Raw genomic sequence first — 16,644 nt, 5'->3', positions numbered from 1 at the left:
TCAGAAGGGTTGCGCGGTGTAATCCACCTCGTCGGGATAGAAGGTCTCTTCCAGCGGGACCGTGCGCACCACGTCAAGCCGCCCGTTCTCCAGCTTCGAGACATGCTGCTGGCCGAACACCTGATGCGTCCGCCCGTTGAAGAGCTTTCGCCCCTGCGGATGTTCGTGCGATTCCGGCATCTCGGTCATCACCTCGACCGCCTCGACCAGCTTCTGGCGATCCTGCGGCCCGGCATAGCCCGCCGCCTCCATCCCGCGCTTTATGACATGCAGCGTTTCCCAGCAGCCGAACATATGCGCATAGGCCGAGACATCGCGCGGATCGGCCAGAGAGGCGCCATTCTCGTCAAGCCCGATCGCCGCGCGATAGGCGCGGTCATAGTCGGTCTGGCCGGGCTGGACGTAACGCGGCATCCCCTCCCAGAAATAGGTACCCTCCAGAAATTCCAGCCCGGGGCTGCGCAGATCGACCGCCTCCAGACTGTCGATGAAGCCGAAGATCGCGGGTCGCGAGGGGCCGAAGAACTCGCCCATCTCCTTGACGAAGGTCAGCACGGCGGGGCCGACCATGACGTGATAGATCACGTCCGTCTCGCGCGGGATGCGGGGGAAATACCTGGTGAACGAGGTCTCGGTGGGCGGGATCGCGATCTTGGCGATCACCTCGCCGCCCTGCGCCGCCATGGCCTCGGAAAAGAAGTCGCGATGGTCATGGCCGAAGGCATAATCGGGAAAGATCATCGTGACCTTCTTGCCCAGCGTCTCGGCCACGAAGGGCGCCATCGCCAGAACCTGGCTTTTGACATCCGTGATACCGGGTTGCAGCGTCCAGCGGTTCAGCATGCCGCTGGCGACGTGATGGCCCTCGGAGACCACGAAATAAGGCAGTTTCAACTCGCCCGCCCGCGGTGCCGAGCCGATCACCACATGGCTGAACAGCGTGCCATAGGCCACATCCACCCGATGCTGGTTGGCGAATTTCTCGACCACCTCGGCGCCGCGCCGCGGATCGGTGCCGTCATCCTCGGTCACGATCTCCAGCGGCCGCCCGTTGATGCCGCCCGTCTCGTTGATGAGCCGGGCTGCCGCCTGCGTGGTGCGGTCGTACCAGCGCCCGTAGGCCGCCCCGATGCCGGTCGCGTGCATCTGGAATCCCACGCGGATCGGCGCAGCACTCTGGGCATGGGTATAGCGCGCCCAGAGCGGCAGCGCGGCCGCGGCGGCCCCTGCCCCGGCCAGCGTCCGGAGCGCGTCGCGGCGGGCGGGATCGGCGGGCGTGGCACCCGTTTCGGTGGTCTTGGTCATGGCGTCTTCCCCGGCAAGGAACGGCGTGGCGCGTTTCCGGCGACAGTTTGTCGGGGCGCGGGGGTTTTGTCCATGTCAGACCGCCACGAGCGGCGGCGCGGTGTTCCGGTTGCGCGCCTGCGGCGCAAGCCCTTGTCTCGCCAGCGGCATGCGCCGCAGGCTCGGGTTTGCCTCCGGCGGGGATATTTCGGGCCAGAAGAAGGGCGCGCAGCGGCTTATTGCGGCCGGCAGGTGCAGCCGGTGGGCAGGCCCGCCTCGTCCAGATCGGGCGAGCAGCATTGCTGGCCCTCGGGCGTCGTGCAGCAATAGATCTCGCGCCCGGCGACCCTTTGCCCGGGCCAGGGGCAGAGCGCCGCCGGGACCGGGGTGGCAAGGGTGGCCAGCATTGTCAGGACCGTCATCATCCGGCTTGCTCCTTTGCTGTGCCGCGCGCCCGGGTCAGTCCGCGACCGCGCGGGGAAAGACCCCCGTTACCACTGCGCGCAGCCTGTCCCGCTGCTCATCGCCCTCGTCCGGCTCTTGCGCCGCCTCGCCGAGCGTGGCGAGATAGGCCCGGACCGCGTCCAGCGTGCGCGGGCCGTAGATGCCGTCCACCCGCCCCGCATCGAAGCCCGCGGCGTTCAGCCATTGCTGCACCAGCCGCACGGAATGGAAACCGGCGGGCAGCGCCGCGCCCTCGGGCAGCGCGGAGGGCGCGCGCAGCACGCTCAGCACCCGCTCCGCACCGAACCGGTTCTCGCCGGTCACGATGGCCGCAAAGCCGCCATCCGCGCTGATCTCGATGCCCTGCACCGGGGCGGCCAGATCGAAGCCGCCGCGCGGGACAAGCCGCCCCTCGGCGGTGATGCCGAAGCGCAGCACCCGCCGCATCGAGGGGCCGGAGACGAAGATCTCGGCCCCGTCATCGCTGGCGGCCAGCAGCCCGAAGGCGCCGGTCCGACCCTCGGTGGCGGCATCGCCCAGCGCGGTCAGGTCGATCTCGGAGGAGCGCGCGCGGGAAATCAGCACCTCGCCCCCGGCGATGGCGGTCTCGAAAAGGTAAAGCCGCCCGTTATTCGGCTCGAGCGCCAGAAGGCCGCGCCAGGGCGGGCCGTCCTCCTCGGCGGGGGGCCGGGCGATCAGGGCATGGCGGACGGAAAAGAAGGTCGAGACCGGCATCTTCTGGGCATAGACATTCGCCACCCGGAAGCATTCGGCATGGCCCGGTTTTTCCTCTGCCGCCGCCAGCCGGCCGAATTCCAGCGCCGCCCCCTCGATGGTCGAGGAGACGTAGAAGATCTGGTCTTCCGCCTCGAAGACCGACAATTGCGCCGATGCCCCGCAGCGCAGATCGAGGCTGCGCCGCTGGGTGCCCGGTGCCACGTCCGAGAAATCGTCGGGCACCGCAAGGATCGAGGAAGCCACCGGAGAACCGAAATAGGCCATGCCCGAGGCGTCGAAGGCAACCGACGAGAACTGGCTGATCCCGGCCGCATTGTCGGCCACCTGGTAAAGCCGGAACCAGTCCTCGATGCCCTCGCCGGGGGCGATGGGAAAGGCCAGGATGCTGCCGCCCAGCAGCATCAGCCCCTCGCGGTTCCAGCGCTGGCCCGCCACGAACAGGTTGCCCGCCGGGCTGATCGCCAGATCCGAGGCCAGCGTGTCCAGCTCAAGGCTGGCGCGCAATTCGAGCGGGAACAGCGACCAGTGCATCAGCCGCCCGTCGGCAATGGCGAAAAGCCCCGCATGGGCCGGATCGAAGGCCATGCTTTCGACATTGCGCAACGAAAACACAGCATCGGCTTCGGCCTCGGGGTGAACGTCTTGCGCCGCAAGCGGCGCGGGCTGAACGTCCTGCGCCGCCACGGGGGCTGCCAGCGCGAGGGCGAGCGCAAGGGTTATGAGGGATCGGAATGGCATGTCTCGTTCTGGTCCAGCCTCGGGGTCTCGGAACTCAGAAGGTCGCTCATCTGCCGCGCCGGGTCGAGGGGCAGAACGCCGCCGGCGGTGCCGCCATTCCCGGCGCTGTAGACCTTGCAGGGCAGGATCACGGGGCTTTGATAGCCCTCCTCCTCGTCGATGGTCGCGTCGATGATCGCGCGCAGCACGATTTCTGGGCCGCCGCCGCCCGGGCCGGGGGCTTCGCGGACCACCTGAAGGTAATACCAGCCGTTCCAGGGGTCGAGCTCGCCCTCCGCGTGCCGCGCCTCGGCGGCAAAGTAATGCTGCTGCACGAAATTGTCGGCATAGGGATATTGATACTGCCCGCTCGGCACCAGCACCGGCCCGCCCTCGGCGCGCGCGCCCGGGGCGGCGCCTCGACCCGAAAGCGCGGCATGGTCGATCGACTGGCAGGTGCGCACAAGCGCGGGATTGCTGCGGAAACGGTCGTCCAGAAGCGTGAAGTAGCCCTTGACCGTGGGCATTTCCGACACGGTGACATCGGACCCCGGCGCAGGCAGGTAAAGCGGCGTCAGGCAGAAGCGCAGCGACGGGCTGAACACGGGCGCCGAGATCTGGCGTTCATAGGCCAGCGTCATCGTCACCCAGCCGCCCTCGATCCGGCCGGAAAAGCGCCAGACCGGCTTGGCAAGGTCGTCATAGATCTCGTCCAGCGTGCGGCGGATCGGGCGGCCCTGCAACGCCTCGGCCACGGCCTGCTCGAAGGTCTGCTGGGCCTGGCGCTGGACGATGTCCTCGATCCGGCCCGCAAGGCTTTCAAAGGTCTTGTCGGCCACGGTCTTGGTGGTGTTGAAGGCCGCGCGCAGCTTCTGCATCTCGGCGGACATGAGGCCGGTGGTCTTCTCGACCGCACTGGCGCGGGCCTCCAGCGCCTCGGCGCGTGCGCCCATCGCGTCGATCCGGGCGCCGATCTCGGCCCGCGCGGCGGCCAGGTCCTCGGCCAGATCGTCGATCCGCGCCGCCAGTTCCGCAGGTCCCGGCAGATCGGGATAGCAGCCCGCCGGATTCTCGCTCAGCCGGAAGGTGGCAGAGGTGATCGCCGCGATCGGGGTCATGCCGTAGTAATCCGGCTCGCCGATCGCGCTGACCTGTACGCCCGAGACGATGCCGATCAGGCTTTTCTCGTCCTCGGCCAGGATCGGCCCGCCGCTCATCCCCTGCGCCAGCAGGCTGTCGGTCTCGATCACGCCGTCCGGCGTGGTCTCGGTGGTCGAGAGGATCCCGGCCCGGAACGAGGGGCGGTAGCTGCGCGTGCCGTTCGGGAACCCGGCGGCAAAGATGCGCTTGCGGATCATCCGCTCGTCCAGCCGACAATAGCGCAAAAAGGGATAGACCTGCGTCTCGGCGAATTTCAGCAGCGCCACGTCATACTCGCCCGGCACCCTCTCGGGTTGCAGCACCATGACGCGCGCATTGTTCGGATCGGCCACGCCCGGCAACCCGCGGCACTGGCTGCCCGCGGGCGCGACATGGCGGGCGGTCAGCACATGGCCCTCGGCGCTGACCAGCACGCCCGAGCCGACGCGCTTGCGCCCCTCGGCATCGGTGCATTCGATATAGACGACCGTATCGGCCACCGGATCGGCCGAAAGCGCCGCGCCCGGCCCGACCGCGACCAGCGCCGCCAGCACCAGCCCCCGCACCCTCATCGCCCCGCCTCCGCGCCCTGATCGGCGATCCATTCGGCGATCCGGCGCATCCGCTCGGGCGTGATCCGGGTAAAGGCATTGTGGCTCGCCTAGGGGTCCTCGCCATGCAGCCCGTTGGTATGCACGCCGACCAGAACCGCGCGATCCCCGTCCAGAAAGACCGGCGAGCCGGACGTGCCGCCATAGGTGTCGTTCAGATAGAACCCCTTGAGATCCCACAATATCCGCAAGCTGTCGGTGCTGACCCATTGGCGCCCCGGCGGCGCCTTGTCGGCGGCATAGCCCTGCACCACCGTCACCGCGCCCAGCTCTGTTTCCTCCAGGACCCGGACCCCGGCCCAGCCCGTCGCCTCGCCCACATTGCAGTCCAGTTTCAGCGCGCCCAGATCGAAAAGCCGCGCCTCCTCGTCGCTGGTCGCGGCGGTCCAGCCCTGCAACACATGCGCCCGCCGCACCCCGCATTCGCCAAAGGGCGTGGCGGCGCGGTTGCGCCCGGGCAGCACCCGATAGGCCGAATACGGCCGCCCGAACACCGTGCCGCTATGGATGCAATGGGCCGCCGTCAGCACCGTATCGGCCGCGATCATGGTGCCCGAACACAGGCTGGTGCTGCCGAAAGCATTCTGGAACAGGATCTGCACGATGGCGCGTTCGGGAAAGGTGGTGGTGTCGTTCACCGCAACCCGCTCATCCTCGCCGATCACCGAGAAGGGCACCCAGGTCTCGGGCCGCACCGACCGCCCGCCCATCTCGTAGGGCGCATAGATGCCTGATGCCTCGGACAGCACCGCCGCCAGATCGGGCGCCATGGTGGGCTCGGCGATGGTCTGGCCGCTGCCGGGCGCGGGCAGCAACTCCACCGGCCCGGCCTCTGCGCCGTCCAGATCGAAACTGACGCTTCCCTCGGGTTCGGCCAAGGCGGCAGGCGGCTGCGGGTCGGACAGCGCCGCCTGAGTCGCCGCATCCAGACGCCCCGTCTCGGGCAGGCCCAGTTCGCGCTGCAAGGCCCGGATCGCCCGCTCGCGCGCATCGCCCTCGGCCATGACGCCCCCCGCAGGCAGCAGCGCCACAAGCGTCAGCACCAGCACCAGAGCGAACCGCATCCCCAGACCTCCCCCGCGGGTGGACTGCCCGGCAACAGGGCGCAATCGCAACGAAAAACTCATGCGAACTGTCGCGCCCGCAGCCCGGTCCTGTCAACCTCGGCGCGCAGCCGCGTCAGTCGAGCGGCCCGAATTCTGCAATCGCCGCGCCCGGGGCCAGCAGCGGCTGCTCTCCCATCGCGACCGATTCCGTGCCGGTCGTGGACAGCACCGTGCCCAGCAGCGCCAGCACCTGATCGTCGCGGATACCCCAGACCAGATCGCGCCCGCTCAGCGTGATGGTGCCGCCCGCACTGCCGGTGACCTCGGATGTCAGCGCCGCGGCCAGATCCTGCTGGACATCCAGCGCCACCGATCCATCCGCACCCTTGCGCGTCGTCGCGACATAGGTCACGTCCGCCATCAGCGCGGCCTTGATCATCGTCAGCGGCTGGCCCGCCGACAGGCGCAGCCGCACCGCCTCGGCGCAGGCGGCATCGCGCTGCGGAAGGCCGCGGATCACGTCGTCATCGGACAGTTCCAGCATCCGCACATTGTCCAGCGTGATGCGGATCTCGCTGACCTCCTCCAGCCTCCCACCCGCCCTGATCCGGTCCAGCAGCCCCGCATCCAGCGCCAGCGAGCGGTTCAGCGCCGAGGAAAGTTCCGTCGAGATCGAGGCCGAGACGGGGATCTCGGCCAGCACCAGCCCCAGCGCCTGTTCCGGGCGACAGACCACGCCCAGCGCGACCGGCTCGGTTCCGGTGACCAGAACCAGCGTGCCGGGCAGCGCGCTCTGGGTCGGCGGGCGGAACTCGGTAAAGCCGTTCTCGGCCAGCACATCCCCGATCGTTGCGGGGCGCGAGCGGTCCATGTAGCCGAGCAGCACATAGACACCGGAAGCCACCGCAACGACAGCCCCCATCACGGCGATCACTTTCCTGTTCATTCGCCCCCTCCCCGCAGCACGACCAGCGGCGATCCATCCGCACCCCGGGGGCGAGCCTAGCACAGCACCCCGGGCCGGTCGCGGGTCATCTGGCCTGCCGTCCGGTCGGCAGCTATCGGCCCAAGGGCACGCGGGCTGGCAAGCGCCTGCCCAGCAATTCCCTTGACTCGAATCCGGGTTTCCTTGACCCTCAAGGGGTTAGGCATGAACAGAGACGTGTAGTGAGAGTGTGCCGGCGTTGCCTTGGCCGCACGTTTTAGGTGTTATCGTGCGCCATAGGCTGCGCCCTGCTGTCCTGGGGGGAAGGGGTCGCTGTCCGAGTAGCCGTTTTTCATGTGTTTTCGCTCCGCGCGACCGGCCATTAGCCGGCGCGTCAATTCGGGATGTCGGGCTTTCGACACGTCGTTGATGCAAGGAGCATCCAATGGCTGTCGCAGTCTCTTATCCCGGCGTCTACATCCAGGAAGTCCCCTCGGGCGCGCGCGCCATCGCAGGCGTCCCCACCTCGGTCGCGGGGTTCATCGGCTACACCGCCCGAGGCCCGGTCAACGCCCCCATCCAGCTTTTCAGCTATGCCGATTTCGAACGTCAGTTCGGCGGGCTGCATCTGGACAGCCCGCTTGGCTATGCGGTCAACCATTTCTTCCTGAACGGCGGCGCCAGCGCCTGGGTCGTGCGGGTGGCCGAGGGCGCGGTGGCCGCGGGGATCGGGATGCGGACGGCGGCGGGCGATCTGACCCTGACCGCCACGGCCGCCAGCGAAGGGGCCTGGGGCAATGCGCTGGTTCTGGGCGTCGATTACGACACCGCGAACCCGGACGAGACCTTCAACCTGACCGTTACCGAGTTCATCGACCGCGCTGGCCGCATGGTCCCCGCCCGGACCGAGGCGCATCGCAACCTGTCGATGGACCCCAACGCCGCCACCTATGCCCCGACCGTTCTGGCCGCCGATTCCCGCATGATCCGGCTGACCGACGAGGGCGCGGGCGGCGCCGCGGCCGGTGTGGCGCGCTCGGGGCCGCTGACGGATGCCGAGATTGCCGCGCTGGACGACAATTCGAGGCGGCTGGCGATCTCGATCGACGGCGGGCCGTTCATCGAGTTCGATCTGTTCGGCGAGGGCGGCGGGCTGGCCACGCTGGCCGCGCTGCGCACCGCGCTGAATACCATCGTCCCCACGCTGGAGCCCGCAAACCCCGGATTTTCCGGCTTTTCCTGCGCGCTTGACGGGAACCGCCTGGTGGCGACATCGGGCAGCACCTCGCGGCAAAGTTCGGTGCGGTTCCGCCGCGCCTCGATCCGGTCCGCGGCGGCGCGGCTGCGGCTGGGGCTTGCCCAGGGCGGGCGCGAGATCCATGGCTCGGCCCCCACCCGCCCGGCGCAAAGCGGTACCGCGGGCGTGCAGATCGAGGATTTCGACGATCTCGATTTCAGCACCGATCCGTTGAACATGTCGGTGCAGGCGCTTGGCCCCGGGGGGGCCGTGCTGGCCGATCTGACGCTGGTTCTTCACGACAGCGGCGCCGTGCCCCCCATCCCCGCCCCCGCGACCCTGGCCGAGGCGCGCGCGCGGATCGAGGCAGGGCTGCGCACCGCGACCAACGAGGCGCTTTCGCGCGCCAGCGTCCAGACCATCGGCGGCGCGATCGTGGCGCGCGCGGCCGGGGCCGATCCGTCGGTCCGGCTCGACTTCGGCGGGGCGGGGGCAACGACGCTTCTGCTGGGGGGCGGCGCAGGCGAATTCGTCAATGTCGCGGGCTACCGCATGGGGTCGGGTCCAGATCTGGCCGCGCAGGTGGGCGCGGTCGGCGGCGATGACGGCAGCGTGCCCGACGATACCGCGATCCTGGGCTCGCGGGCGGCCAAGACCGGGCTTTTCGCGCTGGAAGATGTGCGCGATCTGAACATCCTGAACCTGCCCGAGGTGAATGACGCGGGCGTGCTGGCCAATGCCATCGCCTATGCCGAGGAACGGCGCGCGATGATCCTGATCGACATGCCCGGCAATGTCACCGATTTCGAGGGCGCGCGCGCCTGGATCGGCGATCCGGCCAATGCGGGGCTGCGCCACCAGAACGCCGCGGTCTATTTCCCCCGCGTGCGGATGCCCGATCCGCTGCAAGGCAACCGCCCCCGGTCCTTTGCGAATTCCGGCCTGATGGCCGGGCTTTACGCCCGCACCGATGCCGCTCGCGGCGTGTGGAAGGCCCCCGCCGGCATCGAGGCGCGGCTGCGCGGGGTCACCGCGCTGGACTATGCGCTGTCCGACCCCGAGAACGGCGTGCTGAACCCGCTTGGCCTGAACTGCCTGCGCAGTTTCCCCGTCTTCGGTCAGGTCAGCTGGGGCGCGCGGACCATGGTGGGGGCGGATGCGCTGGCGAGCGAATGGAAATATGTCCCCGTGCGCCGGATCGCGCTGTTCATTCAGGAAAGCCTGTATCGCGGGACGCAATTCGTGGTGTTCGAGCCCAATGACGAACCGCTCTGGGCGCAGATCCGGCTGTCGGTCGGCAGTTTCATGAACCAGCTTTTCCGCCAGGGCGCGTTCCAGGGCGCCACCCCGCAAGAGGCGTATCTGGTGCGCTGCGACAGCACCACCACCACCCAGGCCGATATCGACCTCGGCATCGTCAACATCGTCGTGGGCTTTGCGCCGCTGAAACCGGCCGAGTTCGTCATCATCCAGATCCAGCAGCTTGCCGGACAGAGCCAGAGCTAGGGAAAGGCCGGGACCATGGCAGAATTCAGCGTCAACACCCACCGCTTCGACCCCTACAAGAACTTCAAGTTCCGCGTGAAATGGGATGGCCGCTATGTCGCGGGCATCTCGAAGGTCGGCGCGCTGAAACGCACGACCGAGGTGGTCGAGCATCGCGTCGGCGGCGACCCCTCGACCAGCCGCAAATCGCCCGGCCGTTCCAAGTTCGAGGCGATCACGCTGGAACGCGGCGTCACCCACGACCCCGAATTCGAGGCTTGGGCGAACCTTGTCTGGAATGTCGAGGCCGGGCTGGGGGCCGAGGTCGCGCTCAAGGATTTCCGCAAGGACATCATCATCGAGATGTATAACGAGGCGGGCCAGCTGGCGCTGGCCTACAATGTCTATCGCTGCTGGGTGTCCGAGTTTCAGGCCCTGCCCGAGCTTGACGCCAATGCCAATGCCGTAGCGATCCAGTCGATCAAGCTGGAGAACGAGGGCTGGCTGCGCGACCGCGAGGTGGTGGAACCGCAGGAATAGGGGCGCGAACGGGCGGATGGCCCGGGGGGGCCTTGAACGATGCGGGCAGGACTGAACCCAGAGGCGATGCTGATGGCCTGGGAGGCCGGGCTGGGCCGCGCTCCGCTTGACCGGGCGCTGGTGCTGCTCTGGGCGGGCGGTTACGGGGACGCGGCCGATCTGGCGCTGGCCGAGCGTGACAGGTTGCTTCTGGCGCTGCGGCGCGCGACCTTCGGGCCCGTGCTCGACTGCGTGGCCGCCTGCCCCGATTGCGGCGCGGATGTCGAGGTGACGCTGGAGGCCGACGCGGTGGCGGGCGCGCTTGAGGCGCCCGGGCCCGGGCCGCTGCGGATCGGCAGCCGCGCGGTCGCGCTGGCGCCGCTGACCAGCCGCGATCTGGCCGCCGCGCGCGGCGTCGCGCCCGGGGCGCTGCCGGGCTTCCTGCGCGCTCGCCTTGCGCCCGAAAGCGACGCGCTGTCCGAGGCCGAGGCCCGTGCGATCGAGGCCGAGATCGAGGCGCGGGCAGCGGCGGCCGAGGCGCGCTGCCTGCTGACTTGCCCCGACTGCGGCGCGGACTGGCGCGAAAGCGTCGACATCGCCGCCCATCTCTGGGCCGAGGTCGAAGCCGCCGCGCTGCGCCTGCTGGCCGAGGTGGCGGACCTGGCCCGCGCCTTCGGCTGGCGCGAACAGGATGTGCTGGCGCTGTCGCCCGCTCGCCGCGCGGCCTATCTGCGCCTTGCACGGGGGGGGACATGAGCGCGCTGGCCCGCCTTCTGGCCTGGGCAACCGGGCAGGCCCCGCCGGGGCTGCGCCCCCGCCTTGCCGCGCGGTTCGAGACCGGACCGGCCGAGGATGCGGCCTTGGCCGAAGCCGTGACCGAAACGCTCGCCCCCCCCCCGGCCGCAGAAGCGGTCCCCGCGTCGCCCCCCCGTCACAGCCCGCCGACCCCGCCGCCAGACCCCGCCGCACCGCAACCCGCAGCGCCCCGCACCCTCGTCGCTCTGCCCGAGGCCCTGATCCAGCCGCCCCCGCCCAATCCCCAGCCCATGGCACAGCACAGCGCAGCACCCGGCGCGGCCCCTGTCCCGACAGCGCCCCCGCCCGCACCCGGGCCGGACGCGCAGCCGCAACCCGCCCCCGCCGCGACCCGGCCCACGGCACCGCCCCCGCCCGAAGTCACACACCCCGACCGGCCAACGCAGCAGCCCGCCCACAGACTTCCCCCGCCGCCCGAACCGCTGCAACCGCCTGCCGCGCCCGTGCCACGCACGCCACGGGCCGCCCCGCATTCCCCCGCGCCTGTCGCGGCGCAGCCCGCCCCTGCCCCGCCACCGCCGCCCGAAATCACCATCCATATCGGCCGGTTGCACATCGTCGCCGATCCGCCCCGCGCGGCACCGGAACCCGACCGGACACGGCGCGGCGCCGCGCCGCTCTCGGACTACCTGCGCGGCAGGGAGGGCGGGCGATGAGCAATGTCCTTGCCCTGTCGGCGGTCACCCAGCTTCTCAAAAGCCTGCTGCACGATGCGTTGATCGAGGGCGACGCCAGCCAGGCGCTGGGCGGCGATTTCGCGGTCACGGCGCTGCCGCCCGACCGCATCCTGACCGAGGATGCCGATAGCCAGGGCAACCGGCTGAACCTTTACCTGCACCGGATCACCCCGAACGCCGCGCTGAGCGGTGACGACCTGCCTACCCGCGATGCGCAGGGGCGGCTGACCCGGCGGCCGCGGCTGGCGCTGGACCTGCATTACCTGCTGAGCGCCTATTCGGGCGAGCAGTTGAACGCCGAGACGCTCTTGGGCTTTGCGATGCAGACCTTTCACGAAACCGCCATCGTCCCGCGCGCCGCGATCCGCGATGCGCTTGCCGCCGGGATCGCGGGCGATGTCAGCCCGACGCCCGGCTGGCTGGACCAGGCCGCGCGGCTGGCCGATCAGGTCGAGCGGATCAGGATCACGCCCTGCGCGCTGTCGCTTGATGACATGTCGCGGATCTGGACGGCGATGCAGACCAGCTATCGCACCACGGTCGCCTATGACGTCTCGGTGGTGCTGATCGAGCGCGAGATCGCGACCCGCCCCGCCCTGCCCGTGCTCAGCCGCGGCGGGCTGCGCGACCCCGACAGCGGGCGCGACCCGGGCGTGGCGCTGCGCCCCGATCTGCTGTCGGGGGTGCCGACACTGATGGCGCTGGAACCGCTGGATGGCCAGCCGGTGATGCGGCTGGGTCGCCGGATCGCGCTGAACGGCAGCGCGCTGGACCGTGGCGCGGCGACGGTGCGCTTTACCCGGCCCGAAACCGGGCAGGTGCTGGAGCTTGCCGCGCCGGGCCCCTCCGCGCCGAACCGGATCGTGGCCGACCTGCCCGCGGGTGCGCCACGCCCGCCCGGCGATCCGCTGGCGGGCAGCGGCGCCGATCCGGGCGCATGGCGGATCGGCCCCTATGCGGTCGCGCTGGAACTGTCGGGCAATGACGGGCGCGTGGTGGCGACGAATGCGCTGGCAATCGCGCTGGCCCCCGCCATCACCGCCAGCGCCGCGGCCACGCCGGGCGGCGTTACGGTCACGGTGACCTGTTCGCCGCCGATCCGGCCGGGCCAGAACGTCGCGATCCTTGTCGGTCAGCAGATGGCCCTGGTCGAGACGCCCGCCACCCCGGCAACGACCGTCTCGGCCGAGTTCGCGGGGCTTCCCCCCGGCGCGGCGCTGCCGGTGCGGTTGCGCGTCGATGGCATCGACAGTCCGGTGATCGACCGGCTGGCCGAGCCGCCCGCGCTGGAAACGGTGACAATCCCATGACCGCCGAGCCGCGCATATCCGCCGCCGAAACCGCGACACAGGCGATGCGCGCCGCCCTTGCCCGCCATTGCGACGCGCTTGCCGCCCGCGTGGCGGCCCCGATCGCCCCCGGCCCGCTGCCCCGCGACAGCGCCGCCAGATCGGCGCTGGGGGTGCTGGCCACGCGCTTCGGGCTGACGCCGCTCGAGGCCGATCTGATGGCGCTTGCCGCCGGGCCAGACCTGCATGCCGGGCTGGCCGAAGCCATCGCCGCCGCAACCGGGAATGCGCGCGCCGATGTCTCGCTGGCGCTGGCGGTGCTGGGCGCCGACGCCTGGACCGCGCTTTGCCCCGCCGCGCCGCTGCGCCGCCACCTGCTGCTGACGCTCGACGGCACCGGCCCGATGCTGCGCCGCACACTGGCCGCGGATGAACGCGCGGTGCAGTTCCTGATGGGGCTGGGCTATCTCGACCCGCGTCTTGCGGCACATGTCCGCCCGGTGCCGCCGCCCGATGCGCCGCCGACCGGCGCGGCGCGCGACAGCGCCGCCACCATCGCGCGCGCCTGGGACATGCCCGGGCCGCTGCCCGTGCTGCTGCTGGCCGGTCCCGATCCGGCGGCCACGCGGGCGGCGATGGCAACAGCCGCCGCCGCGCTGGGGCTGGCGCTTTTTCGGATCGGGGCCGCCGATCTGCCCGCCGATCCGGCCGAGCGGCATGCGCTGGCCCGGCTGATCGACCGAGAACTGGCCTTCAGCGATGGCGCCCTGCTGATCGAGGCCGCGGCCGAAAGCGCCGAAGCGGCCCGCGCGCTGGCCGATCTGCTGCATGGCCCCACCGCCATCGCCGCGCCCGATCCCGAGCCGCCCGAACGCGCCCCGCGCCTGCGGATCGAGACCCCCGCCCCCGACAGCACCGAACGCCGCGCGCTCTGGCAGGCGACGCTGGGGCCGGCGCGCGCCGCCGCACTTGGCCCCGCGCTCGACCATCTGGCGGGGCAGTTCGCGCTGGACCGCGCAGGCATTGCCGCCGCCGCCGACATGCTGCCCCCCAGCACCCCGCCCGACAGGCTTGCCCCCGCGCTTTGGCAGGCAGCAAGGGTGCAAGGGCGGCGCCGTCTGGACGGGCTCGCGCAGCGGATCGACTCCCGCGCCACATGGGATGACCTGGTGCTGCCCGCCCCCCTGATCGCGCAACTGGGGGATCTGGCCGCCCATGTCAGCCAGTGCTGGCAGGTCGGCGACCAATGGGGCTGGCGCGCGAAAAGCCCGCGGGGCTTGGGTTCGGCGGCGCTGTTCGCGGGGGCCTCGGGCACAGGCAAGACGCTGGCCGCCGAGGTGATCGCGGGGGAACTGGCGCTCGATCTTTACCGGATCGACCTGAGCCAGGTGGTCAGCAAATATATCGGCGAGACCGAAAAGAACCTGTCGCGCGTCTTTGCCGCCGCCGAGGCCAGCGGCGCGATCCTGCTGTTCGACGAGGCCGACGCGCTGTTCGGCAAACGCTCGGAGGTGCGCGACAGCCACGACCGCTACGCCAATATCGAGGTCAGCTATCTGTTGCAGCGGATGGAATCCTATCCGGGCCTTGCGATCCTGACCTCGAATCAGAAATCCGCGTTGGATGCGGCCTTCCTGCGGCGACTGCGCTTCGTCGTGACCTTCCCCTTCCCCGATGCGGCGGCGCGCGCGGCGATCTGGGCGACGATCTTCCCAGCCGCAACGCCCGTCTCGGGGCTCGATCCCGCGCGGCTGGCGCGGCTGAACCTGACGGGCGGGGCGATCCGCTCGGTCGCGCTGAATGCAAGCTATCTGGCCGCCGGAACCGGCGGGCCGGTGACGCTGGCGCATGTTCTGGCCGCTGCCGAACGCGAATATGCCAAGCTCGAAAAACCCTTCACCGCCGCGGAACGGAGGGCGCTGGAATGACCCCGCAACGCATCACGATCCGGATCGACGCGCTCAGCGTCACGGGCGGGCCGGTCTCGCGCGTGGCCCTTGAACACGCCATTGCCGGGGCACTGGCCGAGGCGCTGGCAGGCAGCACGCCGCCCATCCCCGCCCCGCAGGCGCATGCGCGCATGGCCGCGCGGGCGCAGGCCGAACCGGGCGAGGCCGGGATGGAACCCGCAATCGGGCGGGCCGTGGCCGGGCTTGCGCGCGCTGTTCTGGACGGAGGATGCCCATGACCCACGCCCCGCCCCAACCCGCCCACGACAGCCTGCCCGCCAACGCAACGCGCGTGCAGGCCAAGCCCGTTCTCGGCCGCGCAGGCGACCGGTTCGAGCAGGAGGCCGACCGCATCGCCGACACCGTCACCGCCGAGCGCCCCACCCCCCTGACCGCCCCCCTGCCGGTCACGCCGCTGATCCAGCGCCAGACCGACGAACCCGGGACGGATGACCGGCAGAGCATGGCCACCGCCACGGCCGCGGCCGCCATCGCCACCGGCGGGCGGCCGCTTTCCCCTGCCGAGCGGCGGTTCTTCGAGCCGCGCTTCGGCCGCGACCTGTCGGCGGTCCGCCTGCACGAGGGCACGCAGGCAGGCGCAGCCGCGCGCGGCATCGGTGCACGTGCCTATACGCTGGGCCAGAACATCGCCCTCGCCCCCGGCGAATACGCCCCCGAAACCCGTGAGGGGCGGCACCTGCTGGCTCATGAGCTGACCCACACGCTCCAGCAATCCGGCGATCCAGCCCATATGCCGATCCGGCGCCTGCCGCAGGGGCAGTCCGGCTCCGCGACGGGAAACCGTTCGGCCGGCACCCCGGCATCGAACCCGGCCCATATGCGGTTCCTTGAGGCCCGGGAGGAGATGTGCCGCAGGTCAGACACCTCGGCGCTTCTGGAACGCATCGACCGCGACAATGTCGAGATCCGGCTTTTCCGGACCGCAACCGACAGGTGGCGCCTTGCCGATGGCACGGAACAGGACGAGGACCTGTCGTCACGGCTTCGCGGCAATCTCTTTGTCGACCCGGCGACCGGGCGCGGCATAATCCGCATCAATGAACGGCTCAGCGCGCGGGATATGGTCCAGACCCTGTTCCACGAGATGCAGCACTGGATTCACCGCCAGACACAGGGCGGCCCAACCGGGCTTGAAAGCGAGATCCAGGCGCGGATCGCGACCGAACAGATGGCGATCGACCGCGGATGGCCGGAGACCGCTCCGGGCTATCGAACGCCGGATGGACGGGTCGACGAGGCGTTCATCCGCAGCCAGATCCAGGCCTCTCCGCATTACAACCCGCAAGGTCGCACCCGTGTCCCGGGCGGGCGGCGCTATGGCGGTGAAACCACGATCCCCGGACCCTTTGCCTGTCCGCCGGTCGGCGACTTCCCGACGCCGCGGCGGGACATCGCTTACGCATGACGCATCACGAGCAGGACATCATGGAACTGAACTTCGAGATCATCGCCCATCAGCACGACGCCATGTTCGACGATTACGAGGATGGCACCTCGCAAAGCTACGATGTGGCGACGATCAGGATCCTGACAGGGCCACAGACCGGCCGGACATACCACGTCTATGTCCCCTCGGGCGGGCCGGAGTCCGAGGCTTGGCGCCAGACCGGCAGCGCACTTGCTGCCGATGTCCGGCCCGAGGATCTGGGGGATCAGGATGTCCTGTTTTCCGGCGCCTTCGTGCTGAAGGAGGGCGGGCAATGACCCGATGCGGCCTCTGCAAGGCGGCCAGCGGCGCGCGGGAGG

The 16,644-nt window shown here is 70.3% G+C and carries 15 protein-coding genes; 9 read left to right on the top strand and 6 right to left on the bottom strand.

The window, feature by feature from the left end; genetic code table 11:
- The 6 genes from GH815_RS03425 to GH815_RS03400 form a co-directional block, all read right to left on the bottom strand.
- Window positions 1-1,305: an ABC transporter substrate-binding protein gene (locus tag GH815_RS03425; protein ID WP_153747352.1), complete on the bottom strand. Its 1,305-nt coding sequence runs from the start codon at window positions 1,303-1,305 to the stop codon at window positions 1-3.
- Between the two features lie 215 nt (window positions 1,306-1,520).
- The gene (locus GH815_RS03420) at window positions 1,521-1,706 is read right to left on the bottom strand and encodes a hypothetical protein (RefSeq protein ID WP_153747351.1); all 186 of its coding nucleotides are present in this window, start codon (window positions 1,704-1,706) and stop codon (window positions 1,521-1,523) included.
- Window positions 1,707-1,743: 37 nt separating this feature from the next.
- Window positions 1,744-3,204 carry a peptidoglycan-binding domain-containing protein gene (locus GH815_RS18985; protein ID WP_211365037.1) on the bottom strand — a complete coding sequence of 487 codons (1,461 nt, stop codon included), beginning with the start codon at window positions 3,202-3,204 and terminating at the stop codon, window positions 1,744-1,746.
- Window positions 3,183-4,895, bottom strand: coding sequence for a S1 family peptidase (locus GH815_RS03410; RefSeq protein ID WP_153747350.1), 1,713 nt, complete (start codon window positions 4,893-4,895; stop codon window positions 3,183-3,185). The genes GH815_RS18985 and GH815_RS03410 overlap by 22 nt, the downstream gene beginning before the upstream one ends.
- An 89-nt stretch (window positions 4,896-4,984) precedes the next feature.
- Complete coding sequence (locus tag GH815_RS03405) at window positions 4,985-5,998, bottom strand: trypsin-like serine protease (protein ID WP_170290284.1); 1,014 nt, start codon at window positions 5,996-5,998, stop codon at window positions 4,985-4,987.
- A 115-nt stretch (window positions 5,999-6,113) separates the two neighbouring features.
- Entirely contained in the window at window positions 6,114-6,926 is an 813-nt protein-coding gene (locus GH815_RS03400) for a hypothetical protein (protein WP_153747348.1), read from the bottom strand.
- A 424-nt stretch (window positions 6,927-7,350) separates the two neighbouring features.
- Here GH815_RS03400 and GH815_RS18980 point away from each other — a divergent pair, with 424 nt between their 5' ends.
- From GH815_RS18980 to GH815_RS03355, 9 genes are read left to right on the top strand one after another with little or no spacing between them, the layout of a single operon-like run.
- Window positions 7,351-9,648, top strand: coding sequence for a phage tail sheath C-terminal domain-containing protein (locus tag GH815_RS18980; RefSeq protein ID WP_153747347.1), 2,298 nt, complete (start codon window positions 7,351-7,353; stop codon window positions 9,646-9,648).
- A gap of 15 nt (window positions 9,649-9,663) precedes the next feature.
- The gene (locus GH815_RS03390) at window positions 9,664-10,167 is read left to right on the top strand and encodes a phage tail protein (protein WP_153747346.1); all 504 of its coding nucleotides are present in this window, start codon (window positions 9,664-9,666) and stop codon (window positions 10,165-10,167) included.
- 39 nt (window positions 10,168-10,206) lie between these two features.
- Window positions 10,207-10,902, top strand: coding sequence for a hypothetical protein (locus tag GH815_RS03385; RefSeq protein ID WP_153747345.1), 696 nt, complete (start codon window positions 10,207-10,209; stop codon window positions 10,900-10,902).
- Window positions 10,899-11,618: a hypothetical protein gene (locus tag GH815_RS03380; RefSeq protein ID WP_153747344.1), complete on the top strand. Its 720-nt coding sequence runs from the start codon at window positions 10,899-10,901 to the stop codon at window positions 11,616-11,618. The genes GH815_RS03385 and GH815_RS03380 overlap by 4 nt, the downstream gene beginning before the upstream one ends.
- On the top strand, window positions 11,615-12,949 hold the full coding sequence (locus GH815_RS03375; protein ID WP_153747343.1) for a DUF4255 domain-containing protein: 1,335 nt from the start codon (window positions 11,615-11,617) through the stop codon (window positions 12,947-12,949). The genes GH815_RS03380 and GH815_RS03375 overlap by 4 nt, the downstream gene beginning before the upstream one ends.
- Window positions 12,946-14,856, top strand: a complete 1,911-nt coding sequence (locus GH815_RS03370) for an ATP-binding protein (RefSeq protein WP_153747342.1) — start codon at window positions 12,946-12,948, stop codon at window positions 14,854-14,856. The genes GH815_RS03375 and GH815_RS03370 overlap by 4 nt, the downstream gene beginning before the upstream one ends.
- Window positions 14,853-15,116, top strand: coding sequence for a hypothetical protein (locus GH815_RS03365; RefSeq protein WP_153747341.1), 264 nt, complete (start codon window positions 14,853-14,855; stop codon window positions 15,114-15,116). The genes GH815_RS03370 and GH815_RS03365 overlap by 4 nt, the downstream gene beginning before the upstream one ends.
- Window positions 15,113-16,303 carry an eCIS core domain-containing protein gene (locus GH815_RS03360; RefSeq protein ID WP_170290283.1) on the top strand — a complete coding sequence of 397 codons (1,191 nt, stop codon included), beginning with the start codon at window positions 15,113-15,115 and terminating at the stop codon, window positions 16,301-16,303. Before GH815_RS03365 ends, GH815_RS03360 begins: the two co-directional genes overlap by 4 nt.
- Window positions 16,300-16,602 (top strand): hypothetical protein, encoded by a 303-nt coding sequence (locus GH815_RS03355; protein ID WP_153747339.1) that lies wholly within the window; start codon window positions 16,300-16,302, stop codon window positions 16,600-16,602. Before GH815_RS03360 ends, GH815_RS03355 begins: the two co-directional genes overlap by 4 nt.
- Window positions 16,603-16,644 lie beyond the last annotated feature (42 nt).

The organism is Rhodovulum strictum (assembly GCF_009649175.1).
Classification (GTDB): domain Bacteria; phylum Pseudomonadota; class Alphaproteobacteria; order Rhodobacterales; family Rhodobacteraceae; genus Rhodovulum; species Rhodovulum strictum.
The sequence above is the reverse complement of the archived record's forward strand: the minus strand, read 5'-3'. Positions and strand labels throughout refer to the sequence as shown.